We start from the raw sequence: 23882 nt of genomic DNA on the forward strand, positions 1-23882 counted from the left end.
TCTCTGTACAATACTCGGAAGCGACTCGACTGAGAACAACGAAAGCGTGTTTGACGTTGATAGTGCAACATTTTATACCGTCTCTTAGTAGGGGTAACTGCAAATCCTTTGATCCTGGTTAGGAAGCAGAGCCTTTTCGACCCTATATCTCGTAGGTGTTTATTATTCGCAGGGTAATGTTTTTGTTTTGGATGGAAAATCTGTGAGTGCATAGTCGTCGTTAGTAGCACAATGAGCTGGTAATGAGCGCCGGTAAAGAGATTGCACTCCCTCACTAAGCATCGAGATAGCCCTTTGATCATTAGCAGTTAAATGGTGAATGGGAAAGTGATCCCCTTCGTAGTGACGCACATGTAAAACATAGTGGCAGTTACTCCCTTCACTGGGAATTACTTGTTCAACTGTTCTTTGTGGGATTCTCCCACCTAAACGAGGTGGGAGAAGGATAGCGGGGCGGCGATGATGCGCCTAGCATCCCTAAGCCGCCCAATCTTCTACGCTACGCATAATCCGTTAGACCTCCTTAGTAACTTTGTTTTGCCAACTAAAAATTGCCCGATGCGCTTCCACTGCCAATCGTAGATAGAAACGACTTTATTGGGTTCGCTGTAGCCGCCGATATAGCCAGTTACAGCCGCTTTCCCTTTTGTAGATGAGACAAAATCGCCAATCCTGAATAGCCAAGGTGTGACAGTACCGCCTTTGCGTTTGCGAACATCACCTTTGGCTGGAACCTCAAAATGGAGCTGACGACGATAAAACCCGTATTGCTTACCTCGCTTGACTGCGCCGAACCGAGTGATAATTTTGAAAACTGATGGCGTTATGCCAACGCTGCCGAAACAAGATTTACCATCTTCTTTGAACCGATGACATGACTTGAATTTGACAAAATAACTTGATGCTATAGCAACGCCGTCAACAGAATGAGTCTCAGGTTCCGCGTGGGATTTGTTTGTTTTATCTTTCTCAAGTCCTAGAAATTTTCGGATTTGAGAAGTTCCGTTGCCGTCTTTCTGCCATCCTTTTATTTGGTAAACAGGCGCTAACTTACTCATTTGTTCGATAGCCCAGTCTTGACCGACTTGGACAGGACTAAAGTTGCACCCTTTTTTAGTTCTAGCTGCTACCCGCTCATAACCAATGGCAACAATCGGGAAGAGTTTCGATAGCTCAGTAATGACCCGTAACTCAAGTTGTCTAGCAGCTCTAATGCTAGGCGGAAGTTTATTACCGCGCCGATTGTCAAAGCGCTTTTGACGGTGCGACCGCTGAGCAAACGGAATAGAACGATCTATCCGTCGTCCTCTACGACCTCTACGCAACAATCGGCGCTGATCCATTCTGGCTCTAACACGATTAAACGGTAGAACCAGATGGCCTCTAAACAGCGTATGTTTGCCCGACTGAACACCAACGCCTGAATATGATTTACCAGGATCTACACCCGCCACAATAGGCTGAGTAGCGTCACCTGATGGTTCTGCAACTAGCTTGATATACCACACACCTAGATCTGACCATTGACCTATCGCTTTACCGTCTCGCACCATTCGACGCGCACGGCTCGCCTTGGTCGGCATTAATGGCTTGTCGTTATTATCGACTACAGGAACTCGACTGTTCATTAGAGATAATCCAATAAATGTTTGTGAAACTTTCGTTTCGTCTCTTAACCCACTAATTACGGTGTTTCTAGGCGTTACTCTACTGTCTGAGATTCCAGACCCTACAGATAAACCAAACTAGAGAAGTGTTTGGTAGTGTTACCGTAATTAGCTCAGTGAGCTATTCGCAGTTACGGTCGGGTTATCTCCGACCACTCCCCCACCTCGTTACAGGTGGGGATCATTGAATCTGGTAACAATCCTGAACGACGACAACAACATCTCCTGGTCTGGGTAACTTATTTACGGAACTGTGCCAGAGAAAATCTTCGAATAATATGCTCTCGAATCTACTCTTTGCATATACATACTCGCCCCATAGATAGACTTTAAAGCTCATCATTGTTTTAGCAGCTGGACTTTAGATTTAGAAAATTGTGCAATACGCTTCCAAGCAGTATCAGAAACAGACACCTGAGCTTTGGTGTCGCCCTAATTTGGAATTACTGACTCTGCTTCTTTTCGTACCGCTTCTCAAGTTGTTTTAAGCCTTCCCTGAAAATAGCAGCCATTAAGTCATGTTTTTCTGCTCTCTGCGTCAGTTCATTGTCAGTAATGGCTTTATAAATGCGGTGTATTCGAGCCCATTCAAGCGAATTCATAAAGGCGACAACTAGCCTCATTTCAGAGAGCACATCGGAGGTTAACTGAACTTTAAGCTCCAAGACTATCGTGATTATCTGGCTGAGCCATGCGTTTCTAGTGGAGAATTCACTCTTTCCCACTGTAGAATTTAGCTTCTCCTGAAGCTCCGTTGAATAAAGCTGAACACTCATTCTAGGAAGCTCTATACGGTTGATCTTCATTTACCTCCCTAAATAGAATAGATACTGCTAACCATCGTTTACCAGTCTACACAAGAAACTAGTGTTGAAATAATAAAATAGATAGATCCATGGTTTTCTATTTCTATGCAAAAGTCAATTGAAAAGATACTAATGGCTATATGAGTATATTTGCCACTGAGAATCCCTGACTAGCAGTGTAATCAGCAGCAAAACGGTTTGCAAGTATATCTTTTTTAATATTTTTTAATATACACCGGTCCTTTCTGTGCGTCAGGGACATCAAAAGCATATAGGTCTTTCGTATTCTATGATAGAAAAAAGGAACTTATCTAGAAAGGAGATGTCTTGCTCAGAATCCACCCACATGAATTTAGTGATAAGAAGACATATGTTAATAAACTTAATATAGAAGCCTACGCGTAAGACACTTCCTAAATATATGACCCACATAGTCGATATCCTATTTAGGATATTTCCCTAAAAAAATAATTAGAAGTTCACATAGAATGCACGGAGCAATTCTAAAAATTTGTTAGTTTATGTTTGAAAGGCTTGCTAAACGAAAAGATGTTAGCCTTGTCTATTCTTGTCCGTATATCTGTGAACACTCAGTTTTGGAGATGATAGCTTCTGTAGATAGCTTGACTATATGTGTTAGAACCGCCAACTAAGTACGATTGATCTATAGGAGAGTGCTCGTGAATGTAAGCTTAGAGGAAGCCATACAATTTATTGAAGAGAAGCTACGTAGGCATAATTCTAGGCAATCTTTAACAAGAACTGAGAAAGTTGTACTGAAAGCGGCCTGGGACGGATTAACTTATGCAGCTGCTAGTGAACTTCCTGAGTGTGAGGCAGCATATAACACTTTGCAATCAAACGTTGGTCCTGCACTCTGGAATAAGCTGACTCTGGTATTAGGTAAGCAAGTAAGAAAGAAATCTTTCAAGCGGTTAATTTCGCTTGAAATAAAGGCTATCAGAGCAAAGGAGATATCCCCCTCCCATGCCTTAGCTGAAGGAGAGTTTGTGCTTAAAGGAGCTTCTCTACCACCATTAGAGGGTTTTGTTGGTCGAGAAGCGGAAACAGATTCTTTACTAGCTTTGATCCAAAAATACGCCTGTGTGTTCCTAGTTGGTCTAGAAGGTACTGGGAAAAAGTCTTTAGTTGCAAATATGCTAAGGAAGAAGCAAAACGAGTTACCGCTGCAAAGAGCTCTGTGGAAGCCTCTAAGCCATCGTCCTAGTCCCAAAGAGTTAGAAAGTGAGCTATCTACTTTAGTAGGAGGTAACGAGGACGTAGATCTTTTGTATAGGCTCTGTTCTACGCCATACATTATTGTTCTAGACTCTATTGATTCTTTGGCGATTGAAACAGACTGTCGCCCATCTTTAGATCCTGGACACGAGGCATTACTGCGTCGGATCTCCGAAGAATCACTCTCGAAGTTAATCGTGATTTCTACTCAGCCGACTGAGCTTAGCACTAATCTAGGTTTTGGTGGGCGAGCGATAGATTATAGGCTAGGTGGTCTGAGTTTTAGTGAGGCTCAAATTGTATTAGGTTCGCACTGGAACCAAGATAGTGCTCATGAAATCTGGAAGACTACAGGTGGGCATCCGTTGATGTTGCGCGAGGCTGCGAAGTGGAGAGATTATGCGCCTGATATACAGTCGCAGTTGCAAAGGCTGACCGTACTAGCCAATCTATTCGAGGATTTTTACGAAAAGATCTTTAAACGACTGAGACTCTCTTCATCAGATGTACACTTGTTAAAAGAAATATCGGCGTATAGTCAAGGTATTCCTTTTTCCTCTCTACTTAAGAAAGATCCGACTTCGATGTTGCCTATTGCTAATCTGATCATGATGGGATTAGTCCGTAAATCGTCGAACAAAAAAGGGGAAGATGTCATTGAGACACCACCTTTACTGAGCCGTGCGCTAATGGGAGCATAAAGTGGCCCAATGCTTGAATACATATTGTTTGCATTGGCAAGATAATGATGCGATGTTTTGCGATCAGTGTGGATGTCCCTTTTATATCGATGAGCGCCTTGTTGCTACTCGGCTACTTAGTCAGAAAGGCTTATTCTCCACTGAGCGATCGCAAACGGCTGAAGCCTTCGACGTTGATACTCAGCAAACAGTAATTCTACGAGTTGTTGATTCTGAAGATCCTTTGTATGTAGACCCGTTGTTACATGCTGTTCGGGCATTGCAAAAAATCCACTCAGGCAAAAAAGTTCCTGGGATTATGCAATTAGTCGATGGAGACAGTTACTTTACTTATCCAATAAGACCCGATGAACCTGCTGCACATTTCATGGTGGCAAGGAAAGTCGAAGGAATTTCTCTAACTGAATGGATACAGAAGAATGGGGCTATCTCAGAGGAACTTGCGAAAAATTGGTTAAAGCAACTGCTTAATGCGGTAGATGCTTTGCATCATGAGGGCTACTTGCATCGGGATATCAAACCTGACAACATTATAGTGACTGATGATCTTCAGTTAGTTTTAGTAGATTTTGATACTATTTTCTGTCTGTCAGATAGCTACTGGAAGACGCCTCGTATTGGTACAGGTGCTTATATGGCTCCTGAGCAGTCTAGCGGGAACCCATTACCTACCAGCGATCTCTACTCGATCGGTCGAACTATTATCGAAGCTCTGACTGGCAAATTTCCGCTTGAACTGGCTCGCTACCCAAATGAGTGTGTTGTCTGGGATAGAGAAGCTCCCAGGCTTTCAAAGCCATTCACTGAGCTAATCGATCGCCTAGCCAACAAGAATTTGTTATTTCGTCCTCCCGCTGCTAGCGTTGCGCTAACTTACCTATCTGAAGTTGAGGCTATCCCAGCACGGAAGCGATACTGGCGATGGCTAAGCGCACCTATCATGACAACCGCAGCTGCTATATTTGCTGTATCACTGACGATTGCTGCTGTCGGAAGCTTTGCTTTGTCTCAGCAAGTTCAGTCTGATAGTGAGCGATTAATAGCAGAGGGAAACCAGCTAATTCTTCAGGGTGATACCAGGGAGGGGCTACTGCTTCTAGAAGAGGCTGTGGAGCTAGCGCCAGATTCGGAGGAAGTTAGGGCAAAACTAGCGATCGCCTATGCTTTTATACGAGATTTTGAGTCAGCAATTGAGAACTATAAGATTGCCTTAGAAGTAGAGCCCAAAAATGCTCAATATCTGTATGAGATTGCTAACGTTTACGAGGAAGTCAATCTACAGGAGTCTATTTTCTATTATATGGAAGCGGTAGAGAATAGCGAAGCAGATTCTTCAATTCAACTAGAAAGTCTGAACAACCTAGCTAGAGTCTATCTACTTACAGATCAGCTCCAAAAGGCTGAGGAAGTTCTTAGTAGGATCGATACGCATATAGAAGATCCAATTACAAGGATGACAGTCTTTAAGAATTTAGGTTGGCTCAACTATGAACGAGCCAACTATGACATTGCTATTGAGCAGTTAAATCAGGCGTTAGAGGCTGATGCGACCTTTCCCGATCCTTACTGTCTCCTAGCTCTCATCCAGCAACATAGAGGAGAAGATAACTACAACGACCGTGCCACATGCGTTTTTTTAAACGCTCCTCCGAAGCCAGAGGTTACTGCTTGGCGAGAAGAATTGAATAGAGTTGCAGATTAGCTAAGTATATAAACCTAAGTGAAAATGAGGTACAATTTATACCCAAGTATGTTAGCTGTACTACTATCTACTAACTAAAGACCCTTATTTGGGTTAGTTAGTCAACTATCTAAAGCTGTATTAGAACGCATTATTCTATGCCTCAATACGTCCGGTTCATTGAACAACTATGCGTATACCACTTTACTCTGTCACATCAGTTGCGTTGCTGACGACTAGCTTAGGGTTAGCAATCAATCTTACAAAAGCCGCTTCGGCGCAGGATCAGCTTTATGATTGTCCGCCAACGGGCCGAGTCGAAGCAGGTGTTAGTGATAACTTTGAGCGTCATGCGGTACTTTGCGACGGACATGAAATACGCAATCCACAAGGCATGGAAATACTTTGCTTTGTCAGCAGAGAATTCATTTTAATCGAAGATCGAACCCAAACCTTCGATTCCTCAACTACCTGTTCACAAAGTGCGGTACTTGAGGATGGAGGCTCTAGCGTCTGTAATGAAGGATTTTGTTTTAAATCAAAGATTCCTGCAACAGAGCAGTTTCAAATTGTACAGCCGGATACTGTCAGTGGCCCTACGCCGCTCATTGAATGGCAAGCAGTCCCTGACACCCAATCCTATACGGTTTCTGTCATTGGCCCAGATGTTAGATGGTCGCAAACTATTGCAGCAGACGAGACTTCGTTATCGTATCCCACAGACAAAATGCCTTTAGAGCTAGGTGAGACATATGAAATCATTATTACTGCCAATCAGGGTGGTTTAGTTGTAGCTTCAGCTTCCCAGGCTATTAACGTTAGAGAGCTTACAGCGCTTCGCTTCACGCTTCATCTAGCAGCGAGTACAAATGTTGACCAGTAGTACGGATGGCTATAAGCTGGGCTGCTCATTAGGTTGACTTGGGCTTGCTGAAGAGATTTAGCGGGTGACTCTCCAGTTGCTAATAGCTGATAGAAGCGCTGTACCAAAAGGGAGCCTGCGGTAGTGTCTTGTAACCACAGCGGGGCGATCGCGTAACGTGCGCCAGATTGAATAGCCAAGCCTGCGAGACCTAACGAGGCTCTACTATCACCAGCGGCAGACTCGCAGGCGCTCAGGAACAGCAAATCGACCCCCTCTGCTCGTTTGAAAAGTCGTCCCAATTCATCTACATCGATTGGTTTGTTCCATGCTAGAAGAAAAGTCTCTTTTCGTATTGAGCTAAACTGTCCATGTGTAGAAATATGGATGACTTTAAAGCGACGATTGGTTAACCAATCGCCTAATGTATCGGCAGTAAAGTCTTGATCGAGTAAGGTTGAAGCACTTAGGTAAGTGTCCAAATATGTAGCCTCAACCTCCGTTTCGGGAAGTGGGTTAAGTTCAGAGGAGCTAGAGGTTGAACTAAAACTAGGAGCTAGTTTAGAGAGGCCAGCGAATAAAGCGCTAGAACCTGATGGACCTAATCTAACACGCTGCATTTGTAGCGACTGAGAGATAGGGTGTGTCTGAACAAGGTATTGTTCTCCATCATGAAGCAAAGCCATTGGGATTGACTGGAAGGGAGCGTCTAAAACAAACGCAATTTCCTGCTTGTCCTGTATCAGACCAGCTTTAACAGCATTTCTGATTATTCCATCATAGAGTCGCTGCGTATAAGGAATGATTTCTTCTTCTGCTGTGAGAGCAAAGCTGTCAGCTTGAGTGTTGACGTTTATTCTTCTAGCATCTGTTAATAAACTATCAGCAGGCATACTGTAACCGTAGCGTTCTCCTCTTTGGCTGACTATCACCTGAACAAAATCGCCCAGATTAATGACATGGATAGTTACGAGTTCCGGGTCTTCTTCGAGCTCAGACGCCGACACTAGCCGACCACAGCGAAGAAAGTTTTCTATCTGGGCGAGTTGATAAGAATTATGGACACGTTCAATAGCAATTAACTTAGGTTGTTCGCTACTTGCTAATAACCGCATGTAGTCGCGGTATACAGGTTCTACCCTTTCTCGAAATGAAAAGCGCACCTCAGAGCTTACTGCTAGTAAATCATTACGAACGCTTGATAGCGAAGCGATTGCACTCTCATAGTACTTGACAGCATTAGCGGCGTCTCCTCTTTTTTCACTAAGCTTAGCGAGTTTATAAGCCCATTGGTACGAGATATCGTAGGCGCGAATCGACTGGGATAGCGACAGCGCTACGCTATATTGCTCGCTTGTATCAAAATCACTACTACCGATTTGAGAAAGCAGGTCCCCAGCAGTTCCGTGAGCTAAAGAAAGCGTTCTGTTGTCGTTGATCTGTTGGGCTGAGGAAGTAGCTGCTTCAATAAGGTTTTCAATGTCTGGGTAGGTAATAGAATCCTCTAAACTCGAATTCATATTCCCTCGCTTAATAGCAAGCAAGCTATTGGCAAGGTTTAACTGGCTATAGATGGCATCAATTACAGTCATCTGGTCGAAGTTGTTCAGATTTAAAGCACTGTAGGCCGCTTGCGCTGATAGTGTGATAGGTTTCATTAAGCTTTGACTGAGTGGCTGGTTTCCTATGTCTTGTCTCTGAATATATGCCAACATGCCAATCGTATTTAGACGAGCTTTCGTTGACTGAACAACCTCGGAAGAATCACCCACAGACGCATACAAAGCAAGGGCTTTTGAACTATTTTCGACTGCTTGAGTAAGTCTCTGGGAACGTTCGACAGCAGCCCTTTCTTCGATTCGAAGATAGTCTTGTAATGCTGATTGGAAAGATAGGTTGTAGATGTTTGCTAAAGAAAAAGTGATTGGGGTGGTCAGTGACTGCTGTAGAGACGCCTTTTGCGCTAGTTCTCTGGCGAACGTTAGCGCTAAGGTTGCCTCATCCAAGTTACCTAACAAACCTAAATTATCTCCAAGTAGCCTAATCCCTAGTGTATTGACTGAACTAGGTTCTACTTTAGCTAGCTCAGTTGAAATTAATCCGCTTTCAGCTTGTGGCTCGCAGACTAGCCTAGCTATGTATAGTGCTCTAGCCGTTGTCTTGCACGCTTGAGAATTCAGGCCAAGCGCCTGCTCAGCTAGTGATTGGTTTAGCTGCGCTCCAATAATTCCTTCTGTGTCGTTTTCCTTCCTGTACAGTTGTTCTGCCTCACGCCAGGTGGACAGTGCTCTACTAGGTGCGCCATTGTCTAGAAAGCTGAAGCCTTCCTGATTGAGCCGATCTGCGGTGGGAGCTTGAGAATAACCAGGGAAAGCAAACAGGACAATTGTAAGAATAAATCCTGTTAATGTTAGTAGCCAGTATCGAGAAAAGAGAATCATACTATAAAAAGACTTTGTACGTAGGAGCAACGCAAATTTGCCTTCAGCTCAACACAATATTGGGGCAGTTGTTTGTACTGGGCCAGTCGTATTATCGTTGATAACCGCCGCTAACGCCCAGGTTCTTCCACTTCCACCGAACTCGATTGATGAACCACTGATAGAAAGAGAGCTTATCGAGCTGCCCGAAAAACAACCGCCCGTGCTAGAGGTTCCAGTACTGCCGAGCGCACCTATTCAAGAGATATCTCCAAACATATCAACATTATTTGTTTCTACGGTGCAGTTCGTTGGCAATACTGTCTTTACAAACGAACAACTTCAGGCAATTGCTCAGCCATACACAGACCGTTTCCTGACTTATGAAGATCTTGTACGACTTAGGAGTGACCTGACAAACTTCTATGTGCGCAATGGCTATACATTTTCGGGCGTATACATTCCCGCTATCGGCAATGAGTTTGTTGATCCTAGCGATGCTACCATTACTTTACAAGTAGCAGAAGGCAGCATTGAACGGATAGTTTTCGTTGGTGATAAGCGACTCGAATCATACGTTCGAGAACGTCTAGAATTTGCATTCACGCCTCTGAATCAGCCAAGGTTAGAAGCGGCCATTCGTTTACTTCAAAACGATCCATTTGTTCAAAGCATCTCAGCCAACATAGCCCCCGGATCGGCGGAAGATCGATTTATTCTAGAAGTGCAAGCGGCAGCACAGCCGACTTTAGATATTAGAGTCGGTACGGACAATCAGAGGTTGCCTTCTGTAGGTAGTGTTCAGACCCAGGCTGAACTCACTGCCTCAAATCTACTAGGTGCAGGAGAACAGGTCAGGGTTAGCTATGGGCGAACGGAAGGCAGCAACACATACGACGTGCAAGTTGGAGCACCTGTCAATAGGTGGAATGGCACCCTATCATTTGCATATGCCTCTATTGATGGCCGTATTACGGAAGATCCAATTGAAGAATTTGACATAAGAACCGACAGCCAACTATACACAGTCTCATTTGAGCAGCCTGTGATTAGAAAAGTGACAGAAGATGTTGTTGAAACGCTCGCTGTCGGAATTAGTGCTACTAGACTAAATACCGAGGCTACGCTTTCCGGTATTCCCTTCCCCCTCTCTCCGGGAGCAAATGCAAACGGGACAACCAGAGTCACCGAGCTTAGCTTTTTTCAGTCTTATTTGAACAGGACTCAAGCGAGCGCTCTGTACGCTGGCTCAGAGTTTAATCTCGGCTTGGATGCATTCAACGCTACCGTTGGTAGTGAACCGGATGCTCAGTATCTAATCTGGCGTGGTCAGACAATATGGTTGCAAAGGGTATTCAATTCTGCACAGCTATCGCTTACAGGAGCATTACAGCTTAGTAGCGACCCTCTGATTCCTTTCAGTCAGTTCTCTCTTGGTGGACCCAACTCTATTAGAGGTTATCGACAGGATGCGCTTCTTGCTGACAGCGGCGCTAGCCTGACAGCAGAGTTGCAAGTTCCTATTGTTAGCACTCAAGATGGGCAACAGCTTAGTCTCATTCCTTTTACGGGTGTAGCCGTTGGTTGGAACAACAACAGGAATCGCGCTCTTGATACTAATGTTTTATCTTCTATAGGGCTAGGGGGACAATATGAATGGAAAGATTTTGCCGCTCGGATCAACTATGCAATTCCCTTCACAAGCATTGCAGGTACGGGTGACAGCCTTCAAGAGCAGGGCATCGATTTTGAAGTGCGCTACCGACTTCGGTTCTAGACGGGTGCATCGTTCACACAATTATGCTTTGCCGCCTTACTCTCAGCATCAGCATTCGGGAGCTGATTCACAAAACGCACAGTTCCATCTCCATTTGGCACCCAGCCCTGAGCTTCCACGATTTGATTGCGTGGACTATAGCTAGTTTGGTAATTTGCTTCAGCTGCACGATTCCAACCATCGCTGGCTTGAAGCAACCCTTCATTAGAAGTTGGTAGTCCATCGCGGCCAACAGTTGTAAATGAACTATCGTCAGCAGCACCAGCACAGGTATTAGCTGCCTGCGGTAGCGCTGTAGGAATAACAACTTCAGTCTCTGTCTGCAATGAATCCTCTAGCGTTCGAACATCAACCACCCCACTTAGCTCAGGGCCTGCTGCTGACGTAGCCGTGATAGTGCTGTCATCAGATTGGAGTAGCGTATCGGCTTCAATCACTACTTGACCGCCAGCCCCTTCTAGGGCATCCGCACTGATTGAACTCCCATCAATCAAGGCGATCGCATCACTAGCTATTGTGATATTTCCACCTCGTCCTTCGCCTGCTGCTGAGGCACTAATTGAAGCTTCTGGACCAGCAAAGAGGGTCTGGGAATCTATATCAATACTCCCCCCCTGTCCACCTCTTGTGATGGCAGAAATTGAGCCCCCTGAACGGACTTGTAATTGCTCAGTGTTTATGAATAGATCTCCAGCATTCCCTGTCCCTTCATTTTGTACGCCAACCGCCCCAGCGTTTCTCAGTGTCAAAGATGGAGTGCTAATGGAAACTAAACCAGCCTCTCCTGTTGGACTACCCTCAAAACCGAAGAACTCTATGGCCTCGGGGGGGCCTGTGAATGCTCCTGAAGTGATCCTGCTATTATCGCCACCTACTTTTGTTCCATCAATCAGAATAGCTTCAGTCGAATTGACTTGAATCCTGCCAGCATCTCCAAAGCTGCTAGACGAACTGACAATTTGTCCTCCGTCTAGTAGTCTTAATCTATCAGTATTAACAGTTATATCTCCCGCATTTCCTAACAGTAGGTCTGTGGCGTTTAGCTGAGATATATCAGGAGGCAGTGAAGTTGTTGTAAATATTAGTGAAGAGATAATAATTGGTTCAGCCGTTGAGCTAACTAAAATATCGTTCGCTTCGATGTTTAGATTAGCACTGTTTCCTGATCCTAACGTTGCACTAATAATGCTTCCACCATCAATTAGGTTTAGAGTCTTCGTATCAACAGAGATAACTCCTAAGTTAGTCATTTGATCAGTGCTGCTAGGTCCAAGATTTGATGAGATGATACTACTAGTTGCAGCGGGATTGTACGGACTCTGGCCTTCTACCGTAATTGAATTACTAGCTTCAACTGTCACATTTCCAGGAACACCAGAAGCAAAGGATCGTTGTGAGATCACAGCACCATTAGATAAACGAACATCATTTGCTTGCACTGCGATAGATCCCCCTGTTCCAGAACCGTAATTATCCACTACTATGCTTGAGGGTAAGGGATTAATAGACGCCTCTGAAGGAACAGGCGTTCTTCCACCAATAATCAAGCTATCACTTGCAAGTTCTATGGAATTCTGTGGCAAGCTCTCGACTGAACTAGAATTGTAGATAGTAGCTGCACCTGACATATTTATTTCATTTGCCGTAAGTGTAACCGAGCCACCTGTAGCTCCGCGTATATCAAGGAATGAAGAATCGGCAAGGGAGAGACTACCTCCCTCTTCTACCCTGTAGCTAAGTGAATTTAAGTTTTGATCAAATTCAACTGAACCCTCTTGAATTGCCGCTAGCTGAATTTGTCCTTCAGGAGACCTAACTACAGCACCGTTAAGTAATACATCACCGCCTATTAGAATAATTCCTTCACCTGCTATATTTGTTAACCCTGGGTTCGGTGCAAGCTCAATCAATGGCGTTTTAGGATCGCCAATAAGAGTATGACCAAGGCCCATAACAGAGATAGAGTTTGGACTAGACAAACCTAAGCCAACTGGAACGCTGCTCGTTAGAACACTGTTGTCTCGCGCTTCTGTATTAAAAACGCTGCCATCCTTAAAACGAACGACATCGCCAGTAGTAGCAAGAAAAGAGCCTCCTATAGCCAAGGCTGCATTGGGTAAAAAATCTATCCCGTTCGGATTTAACAAGTACAGATCAGCTACACCGTTCGCTCTGATCAAGCCGTCTATACTCGTAGAATTTGGACCTGTAACCCTAGTTAGAATTCTTTCTACGTCTATGCTGTTGTTAAAAAAAACAGCGTGGCCTTCAGGAATAGAAAACGTTTCAAAGCTATGAAACAAGTTCCCCCCTAGCTGGGTTCCACCATCTACTTGAATATCTACATCCCCAGACACTAAGGAATTTCCACCATCAAGCGTAGCGTCAGGCACTATCTGTGCTTTAGCGAGCTGATGGTGTAACGTAAGATACAAAAAGAAGCTCAGGAATATGCCTATTTTTTTCATGTCAGAACTCCTAATCGTTTACAGTCGTTGTTATGGAAGTACTCTAGGGTGAATAGCATAATTACCTCTAAAGTGTTGTCAGAGGGGCAAATGCTGAATGCCATATCCGTAGTAGTCGAAGTAAGCTTTCGATCTTTGTTGAATAGAACTTGCTCGATTTTGTACTTCTGGTAATAAGTTGAGTGGTCGCGGCTTGATGACCTGAGAGTAGTCCAAACCTGAGTGATCTTCTATAGTTAAGAAATTCATAACCTGTTTGATAGTAGCGGCTGGTGCGCTGCACAAGTCCTCATACCTGATAGATATGTATTCCAGCGGGGATAGTCTGTTAATACTTTCCATGTAGTAGTTGATTGCATCTACCGACGATTTGATAGTTTGGTGCAGACTTAAGCCTAGAGACTTTGAAACTAGAACCCTTAACAAACTACGCTTAATTGGGTTACTCAATGTCTCCCTATAGAGAGGCGACAGCATGGCTGTGTATTCGTTCCAGCCGTAGATTACACTGCGCGAAGCCTTTAATTTGGAGCTAACAACATGGACAGGATGGCGATGAATAAAGATAAACTTTGCACCTCGAGCAAATTGCTTGACTTGTAAGAACTGGGGAAAGTCCCAAGGGTTCTTGAGCAGTAGCGGTTTGGCTGGGTCAGATATAGCTTGAATCTTACGGCACAGCTGCTGAAAGGTAGGCAGGTTTCTTGGTGTGATGAACAGCTCCTTGCCGACTACGTTCTTCAGGATGAACCCGTATTCTTCAGGTAAGCTTGGCGTCGCCGCAACATGGTCAATCTTGCGATCACTGATTCCTACTTCCTTGAAGCGTTCTTCTAAATCCCTAATAGCAAGATCTTCCCTTTTGTTAATATGATTAGATAGAATCTCGTCGTACTTGATAATGTGATAAGCTCTCACCACATTAAAGTAGCCTGTATCGGCAAGTGTTTTATATAGCAACGTTGTGCCCGAGCGCTGATCTCCTAGAATGAAGATGGGCGCGACCTTAATATCTTTTATTTCGTTTAGATACTGGCTATCAGGGTTGCTCGTTAGGTCCGTAGGCTGCATTGAATTAACACCAATTAAGAGGTTTGTGCCCTTCGCAGCCATCATTATACAGAGATACCCGAGGTTCTTTTATCAAAGAAGATAGGAATCAACGCAGCTTCCTGCGGGACTATGGGGAACTGGATACAGCCTGAGCAAAAGGTCTGCCGGGGCGTTTAACAGAGCTAGGTAAGTGGAGCAATCCGAGCAATCGGTGTAATAGTGAAAATCCTAAGATGAACACCCATACAAGCGCTAAGTATTAAGAAGCCCCCGCTATAGCCGTAGGCTTAGCGGTGTGAGACTTCACCCACACTAGCGGAAAGGCAATCCCTTTGTGGACTACGCCTAATGTGAGAATATTCACCGTAGTCGTTCCCACCTCCCATTGCGTACGGTCAGCTGCTAATACCCAAGGCTCAGGGATAGCCATCCAATCCGCCACCAGCTGTGCGATAACGGCGTAGTCTAGTTCAAATGCCCGAAAGAACCGTTGCTGCTGTTTGTAGTGTGATTCAGGCTTCGCTCGACCGGGGAAGGCAACCGCTAGCTCGCTGAGATGTGGCTGTAATTTTGCGCGTAACGTATTAAGCTCGAACATGGGAGTTTCAAGGGTTGTGGTTAACTTATGAAACTCCCTCCTCACCTATCATGCAAGCTTTTGTCCTGTACAGAGGTTCAACATAGTCGTAGACAAGGGGAGAAGCTGATGTCGTCTCATCCCCCTTACTACCATAGATACTTTTCTTATGCAGCTTCGCGCATTAATCGCAATACCGCTCGATCAGATCTAAAGCGGCGGACAATGATCGAAATACCTAACCAAATCACAAAACCGATAAATGGATAGGCATAGAAGCTGATATCGTGCCTCGCCGCTGGATTAGCGATTTCCAAGTTTTCAAGATGTAGTAAATAGATTGACCAAATAGATAATACGCCTAGCGAGATGCATCCAGCACCTAGAAAGTAGTTAAGACGCATTCCTAATCCAAAAACACTTCCATAGCGAATTCCAATCGTATGGTTATAGAGTATCTTAGCCTTTAATATGCCCTTATCGTTAAAGCCAATCACCCGTACACTATCACCGTTACTGACTTGAGGGGAGCCGCGATAGTAGATGGGTCTTCCATTGAGGCGAAAGGTTGTCCGTATACCAGCTCTGGCGTAACCACCAAAATAGCCCGCAGTCTTAGTCTGCTTTTCTATATGGCTAACTATGCCGGTCACTGATGTTATCGAACCTGTTGACTTTAACAAGTAAATACCTCCAGAACAAGCAACATGTAGGCAGTTAGGGTATACCTAAAGCTATCTAAGGTATCTCAATTGCGCAACGATTACTTAATTTATCAGTTTGGGTTAGACAAATATCAAGCTGCTCTTGATTCCTTTCGGCGATCTTGAGCCAGGTACTCCCATTGGGAATAGAATTGATCTCATCGGCTGAGACAATATCAGCCTGATTGCCTCGCATTACCGCATAGACTCCACTACCGCCTATTAGAATTCCAGCTATAGCAACAAAAGCAGCGCAGACTGTCGAAGCGCTAGATAATATAACAGAACGCTGATGGCGTTTTGATGACTCTTGACCAAGTGCTTTCGCTACACCTGCTTTAATAGCTTTCATCATATCACGATGACTTTTTTCTAGCTTCTCATCGCTATGGACAATCAATTTCTCTTGCGCAAAAGAAACAATACCTCGTAGCTGTTCAATACTCTTCCCCAGTTCTTGTGCAATATCAGACTTACCTTCATCAAGTGTTGTCTTAACAGATAGATACGCCCTGTTCGTATCTATCTGCGATATGAACATTGCCGCAATAATCACAGCTGCCGGATCTCCCTCACTTATCTCTGCTTCAGAGAGTAATTTAGTAATGGCAATTTTCGCATCTGGTCCATAAGTTTCTAAGATACCGTCCCAGTCTAGCGTCTTTGTTACTGAAGCTACCGTCACTATCGTTTTCCCTCCCAGCTATGTGTGTACATTACTAGTGCAAGGACTAGCTTGAACTTTGCACTGCAAAACAATGCTATGACCTTCTGCTCTTTGTAGGCCGTACTAAGTTTAGAAATATTGAGAGCTATCCCTTAATTGAGCATCGCTTTGGGCATTAGATAGGGTCTGTGGGTATCAACTTGAGCTATAAATAATTCTGCAATGACTACAGCCGCAGGGTGATTAGGTTCTACTTGCGCTGAAGCCAGTAGCTCAGAGATAGCCACCATACAACCAGGACCATAATCTTTGATGATACGCATCCAATCTATCCGCTTAGCCTCTACTGAACTGGTTGTAATAGCACTACTTCCCACCTCGCTAGACAGTAGTTGATTTTTACTAGCATCTAGCTGAGCAATAAATGCTGCCACAATGACGGCAGCAGCAGGGCTATTTTCACTTATCTGTGCTTCACTTAGCAAAGTAATAATGGCAGCTTTAGTACTTTGTCCATATTCATTTAGAATATAATCCCAATCTAGTTCATGAGTCTTCATTTCGACGGTCATGGTCGTTCACCTTCCACCTATATCTTTTACATTACCTGTGCGTGGGCGTATATCCGAATGGGCTCTGTCTTTGGCTCTACTTATGACAATTTCTCGCGCTTTGTGGTAATGCTTATGAATATTAGAAAAGTCTTGGGGAGTTTGTCCATTCCCCTCTATCCCTCTGCCTATTGAGCGAGCAACAATGTGTTTAGGCTTCTCTCCGTCAAATGTCTTAACAACAATCAGTCCAGATTGAAGGTTACCATCTTTGTCTTTGGTACTTGTTCTGCTATAAACGTAAACTGATTTACCATCGGTTACAGTCTTAGTCGGTGACTCTTCAGTCGTCAATATATTAGCTGTTGCGATCGCCTTTGAACCCTTGGGCGCGAGCGGGCCAAGATTTGTCACTTGTGACTGACCAGTTTTATCGCTCATTACTTGACGCATCCAAGCGGAACGCTGTTCAGATGCAGGCGCTGCCGCCACCATTCGATTATGAATACTGTTAAACTTCTGCTCTAGATATGGGTTTTTCCCACCCGTTATCTTATCGACTGAGACTTTTGGCCTACCCTGTTCATACTCGTACTTGAATACCAGCTCATTACTTTGATGAATTTCAACTATATCGCCAGTTCTAGTAATTGAAAGTTCATCGCCTTCATAACGGAGCTGTGTGCCGGGTTCAGAAGTGTTAACATCCGTGTTCAGTGACGTGGAATGTGCAGCTTGAGCTTCTTTATATCCAGCAATATTCTCAGTGACTTCTACAATTCTTCGCTGCTCTGAGCCATAGTCAGTGGCCTTCTGAGTGCTCCCGACTTCAAGAACTGAATCAGTAACTGCAACGAAAGCTTGGGTAGGGCGATGCTCACTAACTTCTTTGGAAGCTTCTTCTTCTAATGATTCTTCCGGCTGAAGAGAAGTCGGAGGTGAAGTACTTTGAAACCTGGAAGTATTGTTTAGCTCAGAAGTTTCTATGGGTTTCTCTAGATTGAGACTGCCTTCTCGACTAGTTCGAGCGCTATCAAGAAGAACTGAATTATCTTCGAGCTTGCTTTGGATGTCTCCATATGCTTCAGCTGCGCCATAGAGCTTATTTATTCGATCATCTTGAGCCTCTGATATAAAAGCCGTGGGGTTACGCTGTGGCTGTTTTTGCGCATTTACGACTGTGGCGATCTTTTGTCTAACATTGTCCATCGAGCTAGATATTGCTTCTCTAACCTTTGGGTCTAATGCCCCTTTGTAAGACATCACCTGCTGGACAACGCCTGTGCTTTTTTGCGCTATGGAAGGAGTTACTACTTCTACCTTAGCTACCCCACTATTAAGGATACGGTTCGCCGTTTCGATAACTGGCTTTTGCCCTTTTTCTTGGTTATCCTTACGGTTCCGCATAAATTGACGTACTTTCTTTTCAACACTATCTCCTATCGCATTACCAATAATGCGGGAAGTATCGCGCTGCATGTCGCCCTGCACAGCGCCTTTTGACTCTTCAAAACCACGTTGTATAGAATCACTCATATTCTTTATACATCCTGTAACATCATGTCAAGAGGCGATGCGTTAGTTTTTGATTTAATGATCGGCAACCTATTCTGAAAATCGTCAATCCGCTTACTAATCTCATCTGGGGCAACTTGCTTATTTCCTATGCCTGTACGCTCTTTTTCAGATAGGAAGGTTTCCCAACTTTCTTCAACCATCTTTTGAATTTCAAGTTCACTATCAGCAATTTTCAGCGGCTGGAACCGCACAGGAATAAAACGTTCTGTTTTAGTACCGTATCCGGGACTAAGTAGTACGCAACAGCCTTCTGCTTGGTTCATAAACTCATCTGGAGTCATCAGACGTTTTTTGGTTCTGTGTTCGGTACGGGTTCGGGGTCTGCCATACGTTCTATTTTTAGTCTTGTAAACAACGTCTTGTTCGCCTAACGTTTCGCTAAAGGTTTTTGCTGATTCAAGTGATTGTGGGTTGAAGAAAAACTTAGTGGCGGTGTTGGTATAGATCACGTCCGCTTGGTCCTTGCCATAAGTCTTACGTAGCTGACCTAGTGATTGATAGCCAATTTGAGTGCATAGACCGTATTTTCGTTTCTCCGACAACCACTCGGCAATTTCTGGGAAATACATCGAAGGCATCTCATCTAAGGAAAGAAATAATGGCTCTTTGCGGCCATGCAACACGTTGCGGCTGACCAGCGCATTGATTACGGAAGCGATTAAAGGAGAAACAACTAGGCGAATGTTTTGCTTAACGCCAAAGATAATCAGTTTACGTCCGGTAATATCAAGTGGAATGGTTGTCTTACCAACAAGTGAAGGTAGTATATCTGGGCGCATTAGCTGACCAAAGAGGAGGGCTGCCGTTCCTCGAATCGAGTCAACTGTCCTTTCTGACTTCGCAGTAGATAATAGCTGTCCAAAAGCGAGATCCAACCACGGGTCTATCTTACTAACACCGCGCACTCGACTAATCATGTCTTCGTCTTTAAGAATAGTGTACGCTGTCAGAATATCTGGATACTTCAGCGCTTTTGCAAGGAGTAGCGCAGCTTCTGTAGCAAGCTCTCCAGCGGGTCCAAAGAACGCATCTGTACTGCTGGCATCAGTAGCCGCCATTTGAAAGTTTTTAACCAATGTCTTGGCAACTTGACTAGCGCCAGTTGCATCTCGGCAATTGTAAATTAGGTCAACTACATTACAGACGGCTGACTCCTTGTATCCGGGAGCAAAGATAGAGACTTCGTAACCTAAATCTTCTGCTAAAGGTGCAATAGTCTTGGTTAACCCCGGATAGTCTGTGTCCAACAGCATAGTAGACAGTCCTTGGGCGATCGCAGACCTTAATGTTGGTATCGTTACCGTAAAAGACTTTCCTGACCCAGCCCCACCAATAATAGACGTACCTCTAGCTGCATCTGGTAACCAAACAGTATTTTTATCTGCTGTTATTTTACTCTCTTCGCTAATCTTGGGAGAGTTTATCCATAGCGTCACCTCGTCATGGCGTTTACTTTTTAACTGTTGGTGTGATCGCTTGCGAGCAAAGCTCTTATGTTTTTGATTTGCCCACTTTCCTGTCCCAAGTACGTTTTTCCTGTTACCACTAAATATATTGCCGAGTATTACTATAATAAGCAGTGCAGAACAACTGAGTACCAGAAACAGAACATTTGGACTTAGGCCGAGGATCGTATTGTCACTCTCAATTGAGAGCTGCTTAGTAGGGATTTCTTGTACTGAGGCAGTCTGGGCTAAATAGGAATGCATATCCTGGATGATGACAGTTGGCTGCTACTTAGAAGAGAGATCGCGATCTGCTTGGATGGAGGTATTTGCAATCGTTGAATTAGCTAATGCAGTAACTGCCTCTAGCGAGCCACACTCTAATCCAACGTAATACTGATAGCTATCTATACGCCAATACATCCTGGCTTCGGTACAACTAGCTGCTGTAGTCCAAGGAATAAAAAAACCTGGGATATTATCAGTAAGTAGAACTGTTCCTGGTCGATCGGTCGATTGAGGAACATTATCAGGTAATGGCTGAGGAAACAATATATCTAAGTTCTCAACCGGATTCAACGTCTTGTCTGTTATATATTCACCAGAAACTGATCCAAAGTTACAGTAGCTAGCACCTAGACAACTTTCACCATAATCGAAACTGACTAAATAGCGTTTATCAGCATCAGATTCTAGAAATCCTGTCACTACTTCTTCAATGCTGCTATTAACACCCGTTACTTCGCTCGGTAGCAGAATTGGGACTTCCGTCTGCATCTCTTGTAATAGAGCAGAGGTGTTAAAAGGGACTATTGAGTTGTTATCGGCTTTAGTCGGCTGCTGATTAATACTAATCAAGTATATAAGACTAGCAGAAACAAAGCACGCTAATACTACTACCCACCTCTTATTCATAACTACTGCCCTTTAAACACACAACGATCACTTGTCTAACTCACCACATACATGTCAGTTTCTTTCCCTATTGGCCTTGTCCCCAGTCAGATGCAATTTCCGCAGCAGCTTCAGAAGGCACCCCAGCTCTTTCAATATCAGATTGCCGTAGAGCACCTCCACCTTCCTCAACAATCTGAATCTCGTTATCTACTTTTCTTAACAAAGTAACACCGCCAGCAGGATCAAGTGTCCAGTAAACCATTGCATATAATCCGTCACTGGATACACGAACATCCCATATTTCTAAGCTATCTCCATTCGTGGGTCTACTTTCAAGAATAGAACCTACTGCTGTATCGACAAAAGACTGTTCAGTCTCCGTTAGCTGTACCACTATTTGAGAAGTAGTGTTATTAGAAACTTGTGCGTGAATAGGTAAATTCGAGAAGCCAACTACCGTAAACAACGTACAGATAAATAGAATGATTGATTTCTTCATCGACTTAGCCCTTCCAGTTTTTAATTTTCCAGTCGGTATATTCGGCTTGGCCCATTTCCATAATATCCGTCGAAGTCGGTGTCGGATTCCCATTTAAAGCTAGCTCTACTGGAGGAATTAGATATTACACGTGAGCAACCGTCATCTTGGCAAATCCCAATATGCCATTGATCTCCCTCAATTACGATATCGCCTGCTTTAGCATCTCCTCTTGATACCTGTGTTCCCCGGCCATTTTGTAAGTCATACTCAACACCTGGAACCCACACTTGGTTACCAGGTTTAGGATTACCTGGCATTCCACCACCGATAGGTTCTATGCCCGCCCTATCTAAGACTCTATTTACCGCCCATACACAGGCATTCCTACCGGCATCTGGCCCACTACTCGAATCCATTCCATATGACTCTTCAGCAGCTTGGGCAATACGATTAGGCAATTCACCGCCACCTGCTGATTTGCGCTCTGTTTCCAACGTGCTACATTGATTCAGCTTTTCCTCAAATTTTTCTGCGTAACCAGCAATAGTAGCGGCTTTATCAAGACGGTTTACCAACTGTCTTGCATGATAATAGTCCTTCTCTTGGCCATTGATGAAGTAATCGAGACTACGACCCGATTGCGTGAATAGATCGTCTTTCATCCCAGCAACCAGAATCTCAACAGCATATTCAGGCTCCAGTGCTAGGTCTGGATTTCCTACTAGGTCTTGACCAATGACTTTACCCAATCGCCTGTAGTTATCTATGTGGGTTAGTTGAACTAATCCTCTTCCATGCCAACCGCATCCACCACCATAGCTACAGGGCTTACCTGTCTCTTCAATATTAGTGCGCCAGCCAACCCCACCGACTTCGGCTTTCACAGTAGCTAATACATAGGCCAGTTGAGGTTTACTTAACCCATGTTTGTTTGATGATTCTACGACTTTGGGGATTATATAAGCAGCCTCAGTTTGGTGGTGTGATGTAGCAACCGATACCAATCCTTCTAGGCAGTCCTCGTCCATTTTTACCTGCGCCCCGGAAGAAAAAGCGCGATCATAAGCTTCTTCTACTTCTCGAAGCTTTCTTGGTGAGTTCGGACGTTTTTCTTCCCAGCTAGGAGGTGCATCTAAAGGAATCGTCGCACCGCCCAAGCCGTCCCTGACGCCTGTGATGATATCGTCTCCTTCCTTTGTCTCAATCCCCAATGGTACTTCCATAAAGTAAGCAGTACAGCCAAGGTCAATGATGCCACGCTTACACACTCGAAAAGCAAGTCCCCACTCAGCGATACCTGTCTTTTCGTCCGTACTAGTAACTTGAAGTGCAAAGGCTGGCCCAAAAGGGATACGGTAGGCACCGGCTTCATCATACATAGCACCTAGCACACCAAAACCATCTCGTACTCGATGTTCCTTCGTTAGCCATTGTGCGCCTTCCCAACCTGAATCAGTTAGTTCGATATGTGGACACCCGCCGACACAGGCTATTGGCATCCAAACTTGCGTACCGTTGGTTCCTCCACTAACTGATTGGGGTGTTCCACTAAGACCTGAAAATTCTTCCTTCCCAAAAGCAATATCTTGCATCGGAAAGAAGTTTAGTGATGGCATCGCTACAGGGATAGGAAAGGACCCTAATGGCACATCGCCTAAACCTGGCACATCCGATATAGTTTTATCGCCTACGCCCTCAAATTCACCTAATTGACTTTCCTCAAGGTTAGGAATTTCACTAATAGAAACATCTCCTATGACATCACGTACTTCCATCGCGCCAATTTCAGGGTTCGCAGCAATGACATCACCGAGTGTCTGATCGCCTGAAAAGATCTCACCATATTGCGAATACTTTTCTAGTGCAGGAATGTCATTCACATCCCAATGTTCTAAGAAAGGCACATCTTGAAGAAATTCATCCATCGACACGCCTTCGAGGAATTCCAAATTACCAATAGTAATGTCATCGAAGTCAGCTCCTGTGATTTCTTCAATCTGGCCAAGGGTTAGTTCTTCTGCACCTAAACCACTTTCAATATCTCCAACTTTAAGAACATCAGCAGGTGGATCACCAGCACTCCATTCTCTGCTCATGTTGTAATCAACACCTTCGATATCACCATAATCAGGCACATATCCATCTTCAGGCATTGGTGGCATGTCGTTAATGGCCGTATTCAAGATAGCGTAGGCCGTCTGCTCACCTGACGTGGACGCATCTTGAGCGATCGCACTTGGCTGGTGAGTAAAGAAAAGGACAATCGCAAGAATGAGCGAGAGAAGTATATTAAGCACAGTCCTAACGT

The 23882-nt window shown here is 44.3% G+C and carries 17 protein-coding genes and 1 pseudogene; 4 read left to right on the top strand and 14 right to left on the bottom strand.

The features are described 5' to 3' along the window. Positions 1-494: 494 nt before the first annotated feature. Together S7335_RS24365 and S7335_RS24370 are read right to left on the bottom strand one after the other, a co-directional pair. Positions 495-1628 (bottom strand): RRXRR domain-containing protein, encoded by a 1134-nt coding sequence (locus S7335_RS24365; protein WP_006458794.1) that lies wholly within the window; start codon positions 1626-1628, stop codon positions 495-497. 482 nt (positions 1629-2110) lie between these two features. Further along, complete coding sequence (locus S7335_RS24370) at positions 2111-2473, bottom strand: hypothetical protein (protein WP_038020250.1); 363 nt, start codon at positions 2471-2473, stop codon at positions 2111-2113. Positions 2474-3153: 680 nt separating this feature from the next. Here S7335_RS24370 and S7335_RS24375 point away from each other — a divergent pair. From S7335_RS24375 to S7335_RS24385, 3 genes are all read left to right on the top strand, one after another. Beyond that, positions 3154-4413, top strand: a complete 1260-nt coding sequence (locus tag S7335_RS24375; RefSeq protein WP_006458726.1) for an ATP-binding protein — start codon at positions 3154-3156, stop codon at positions 4411-4413. A gap of 1 nt (position 4414) precedes the next feature. Further along, positions 4415-6115 (top strand): tetratricopeptide repeat protein, encoded by a 1701-nt coding sequence (locus tag S7335_RS24380; RefSeq protein WP_157620734.1) that lies wholly within the window; start codon positions 4415-4417, stop codon positions 6113-6115. A gap of 169 nt (positions 6116-6284) precedes the next feature. Next, positions 6285-6977, top strand: coding sequence for a hypothetical protein (locus tag S7335_RS24385; protein WP_038020253.1), 693 nt, complete (start codon positions 6285-6287; stop codon positions 6975-6977). On the opposite strand, the gene S7335_RS24390 is transcribed toward S7335_RS24385, so the two are convergent. Next, the gene (locus S7335_RS24390) at positions 6944-9397 is read right to left on the bottom strand and encodes a CHAT domain-containing protein (protein ID WP_038020256.1); all 2454 of its coding nucleotides are present in this window, start codon (positions 9395-9397) and stop codon (positions 6944-6946) included. The genes S7335_RS24385 and S7335_RS24390 overlap by 34 nt on opposite strands. 37 nt (positions 9398-9434) lie before the next feature. Here S7335_RS24390 and S7335_RS24395 point away from each other — a divergent pair, with 37 nt between their 5' ends. Continuing rightward, entirely contained in the window at positions 9435-11153 is a 1719-nt protein-coding gene (locus S7335_RS24395; protein ID WP_006458818.1) for a ShlB/FhaC/HecB family hemolysin secretion/activation protein, read from the top strand. On the opposite strand, the gene S7335_RS24400 is transcribed toward S7335_RS24395, so the two are convergent. From S7335_RS24400 to S7335_RS26470, 11 genes and pseudogenes are all read right to left on the bottom strand, one after another. Continuing rightward, complete coding sequence (locus tag S7335_RS24400) at positions 11150-13621, bottom strand: filamentous hemagglutinin N-terminal domain-containing protein (protein WP_006458743.1); 2472 nt, start codon at positions 13619-13621, stop codon at positions 11150-11152. The two genes, S7335_RS24395 and S7335_RS24400, sit on opposite strands and share 4 nt — an antisense overlap. A 78-nt stretch (positions 13622-13699) precedes the next feature. Then, positions 13700-14692 carry a sulfotransferase gene (locus S7335_RS24405; protein WP_006458850.1) on the bottom strand — a complete coding sequence of 331 codons (993 nt, stop codon included), beginning with the start codon at positions 14690-14692 and terminating at the stop codon, positions 13700-13702. Between the two features lie 289 nt (positions 14693-14981). Further along, positions 14982-15233, bottom strand: a pseudogene (locus S7335_RS24410) (IS4 family transposase); the annotation flags it as partial. Positions 15234-15418: 185 nt separating this feature from the next. Next, positions 15419-15904 carry a hypothetical protein gene (locus S7335_RS24415; RefSeq protein ID WP_038020259.1) on the bottom strand — a complete coding sequence of 162 codons (486 nt, stop codon included), beginning with the start codon at positions 15902-15904 and terminating at the stop codon, positions 15419-15421. Between the two features lie 85 nt (positions 15905-15989). Beyond that, positions 15990-16640, bottom strand: coding sequence for a hypothetical protein (locus S7335_RS24420; RefSeq protein ID WP_006458705.1), 651 nt, complete (start codon positions 16638-16640; stop codon positions 15990-15992). A gap of 134 nt (positions 16641-16774) precedes the next feature. Continuing rightward, entirely contained in the window at positions 16775-17194 is a 420-nt protein-coding gene (locus S7335_RS24425; RefSeq protein WP_006458854.1) for a hypothetical protein, read from the bottom strand. A 6-nt stretch (positions 17195-17200) separates the two neighbouring features. Beyond that, positions 17201-18709, bottom strand: coding sequence for a hypothetical protein (locus tag S7335_RS24430; RefSeq protein WP_006458855.1), 1509 nt, complete (start codon positions 18707-18709; stop codon positions 17201-17203). A gap of 5 nt (positions 18710-18714) precedes the next feature. Continuing rightward, positions 18715-20187 (bottom strand): type IV secretory system conjugative DNA transfer family protein, encoded by a 1473-nt coding sequence (locus tag S7335_RS24435; protein ID WP_198011497.1) that lies wholly within the window; start codon positions 20185-20187, stop codon positions 18715-18717. Between the two features lie 297 nt (positions 20188-20484). Then, the gene (locus tag S7335_RS24440; RefSeq protein WP_006458846.1) at positions 20485-21054 is read right to left on the bottom strand and encodes a hypothetical protein; all 570 of its coding nucleotides are present in this window, start codon (positions 21052-21054) and stop codon (positions 20485-20487) included. Positions 21055-21178: 124 nt separating this feature from the next. Further along, positions 21179-21592 (bottom strand): hypothetical protein, encoded by a 414-nt coding sequence (locus tag S7335_RS24445; RefSeq protein WP_006458700.1) that lies wholly within the window; start codon positions 21590-21592, stop codon positions 21179-21181. 20 nt (positions 21593-21612) lie between these two features. Next, the gene (locus tag S7335_RS26470; protein ID WP_006458734.1) at positions 21613-23871 is read right to left on the bottom strand and encodes a glycoside hydrolase family 19 protein; all 2259 of its coding nucleotides are present in this window, start codon (positions 23869-23871) and stop codon (positions 21613-21615) included. Between the last annotated feature and the right edge of the window lie 11 nt (positions 23872-23882).

It is taken from the genome of Synechococcus sp. PCC 7335 (assembly GCF_000155595.1).
GTDB lineage: Bacteria > Cyanobacteriota > Cyanobacteriia > Phormidesmidales > Phormidesmidaceae > Phormidesmis.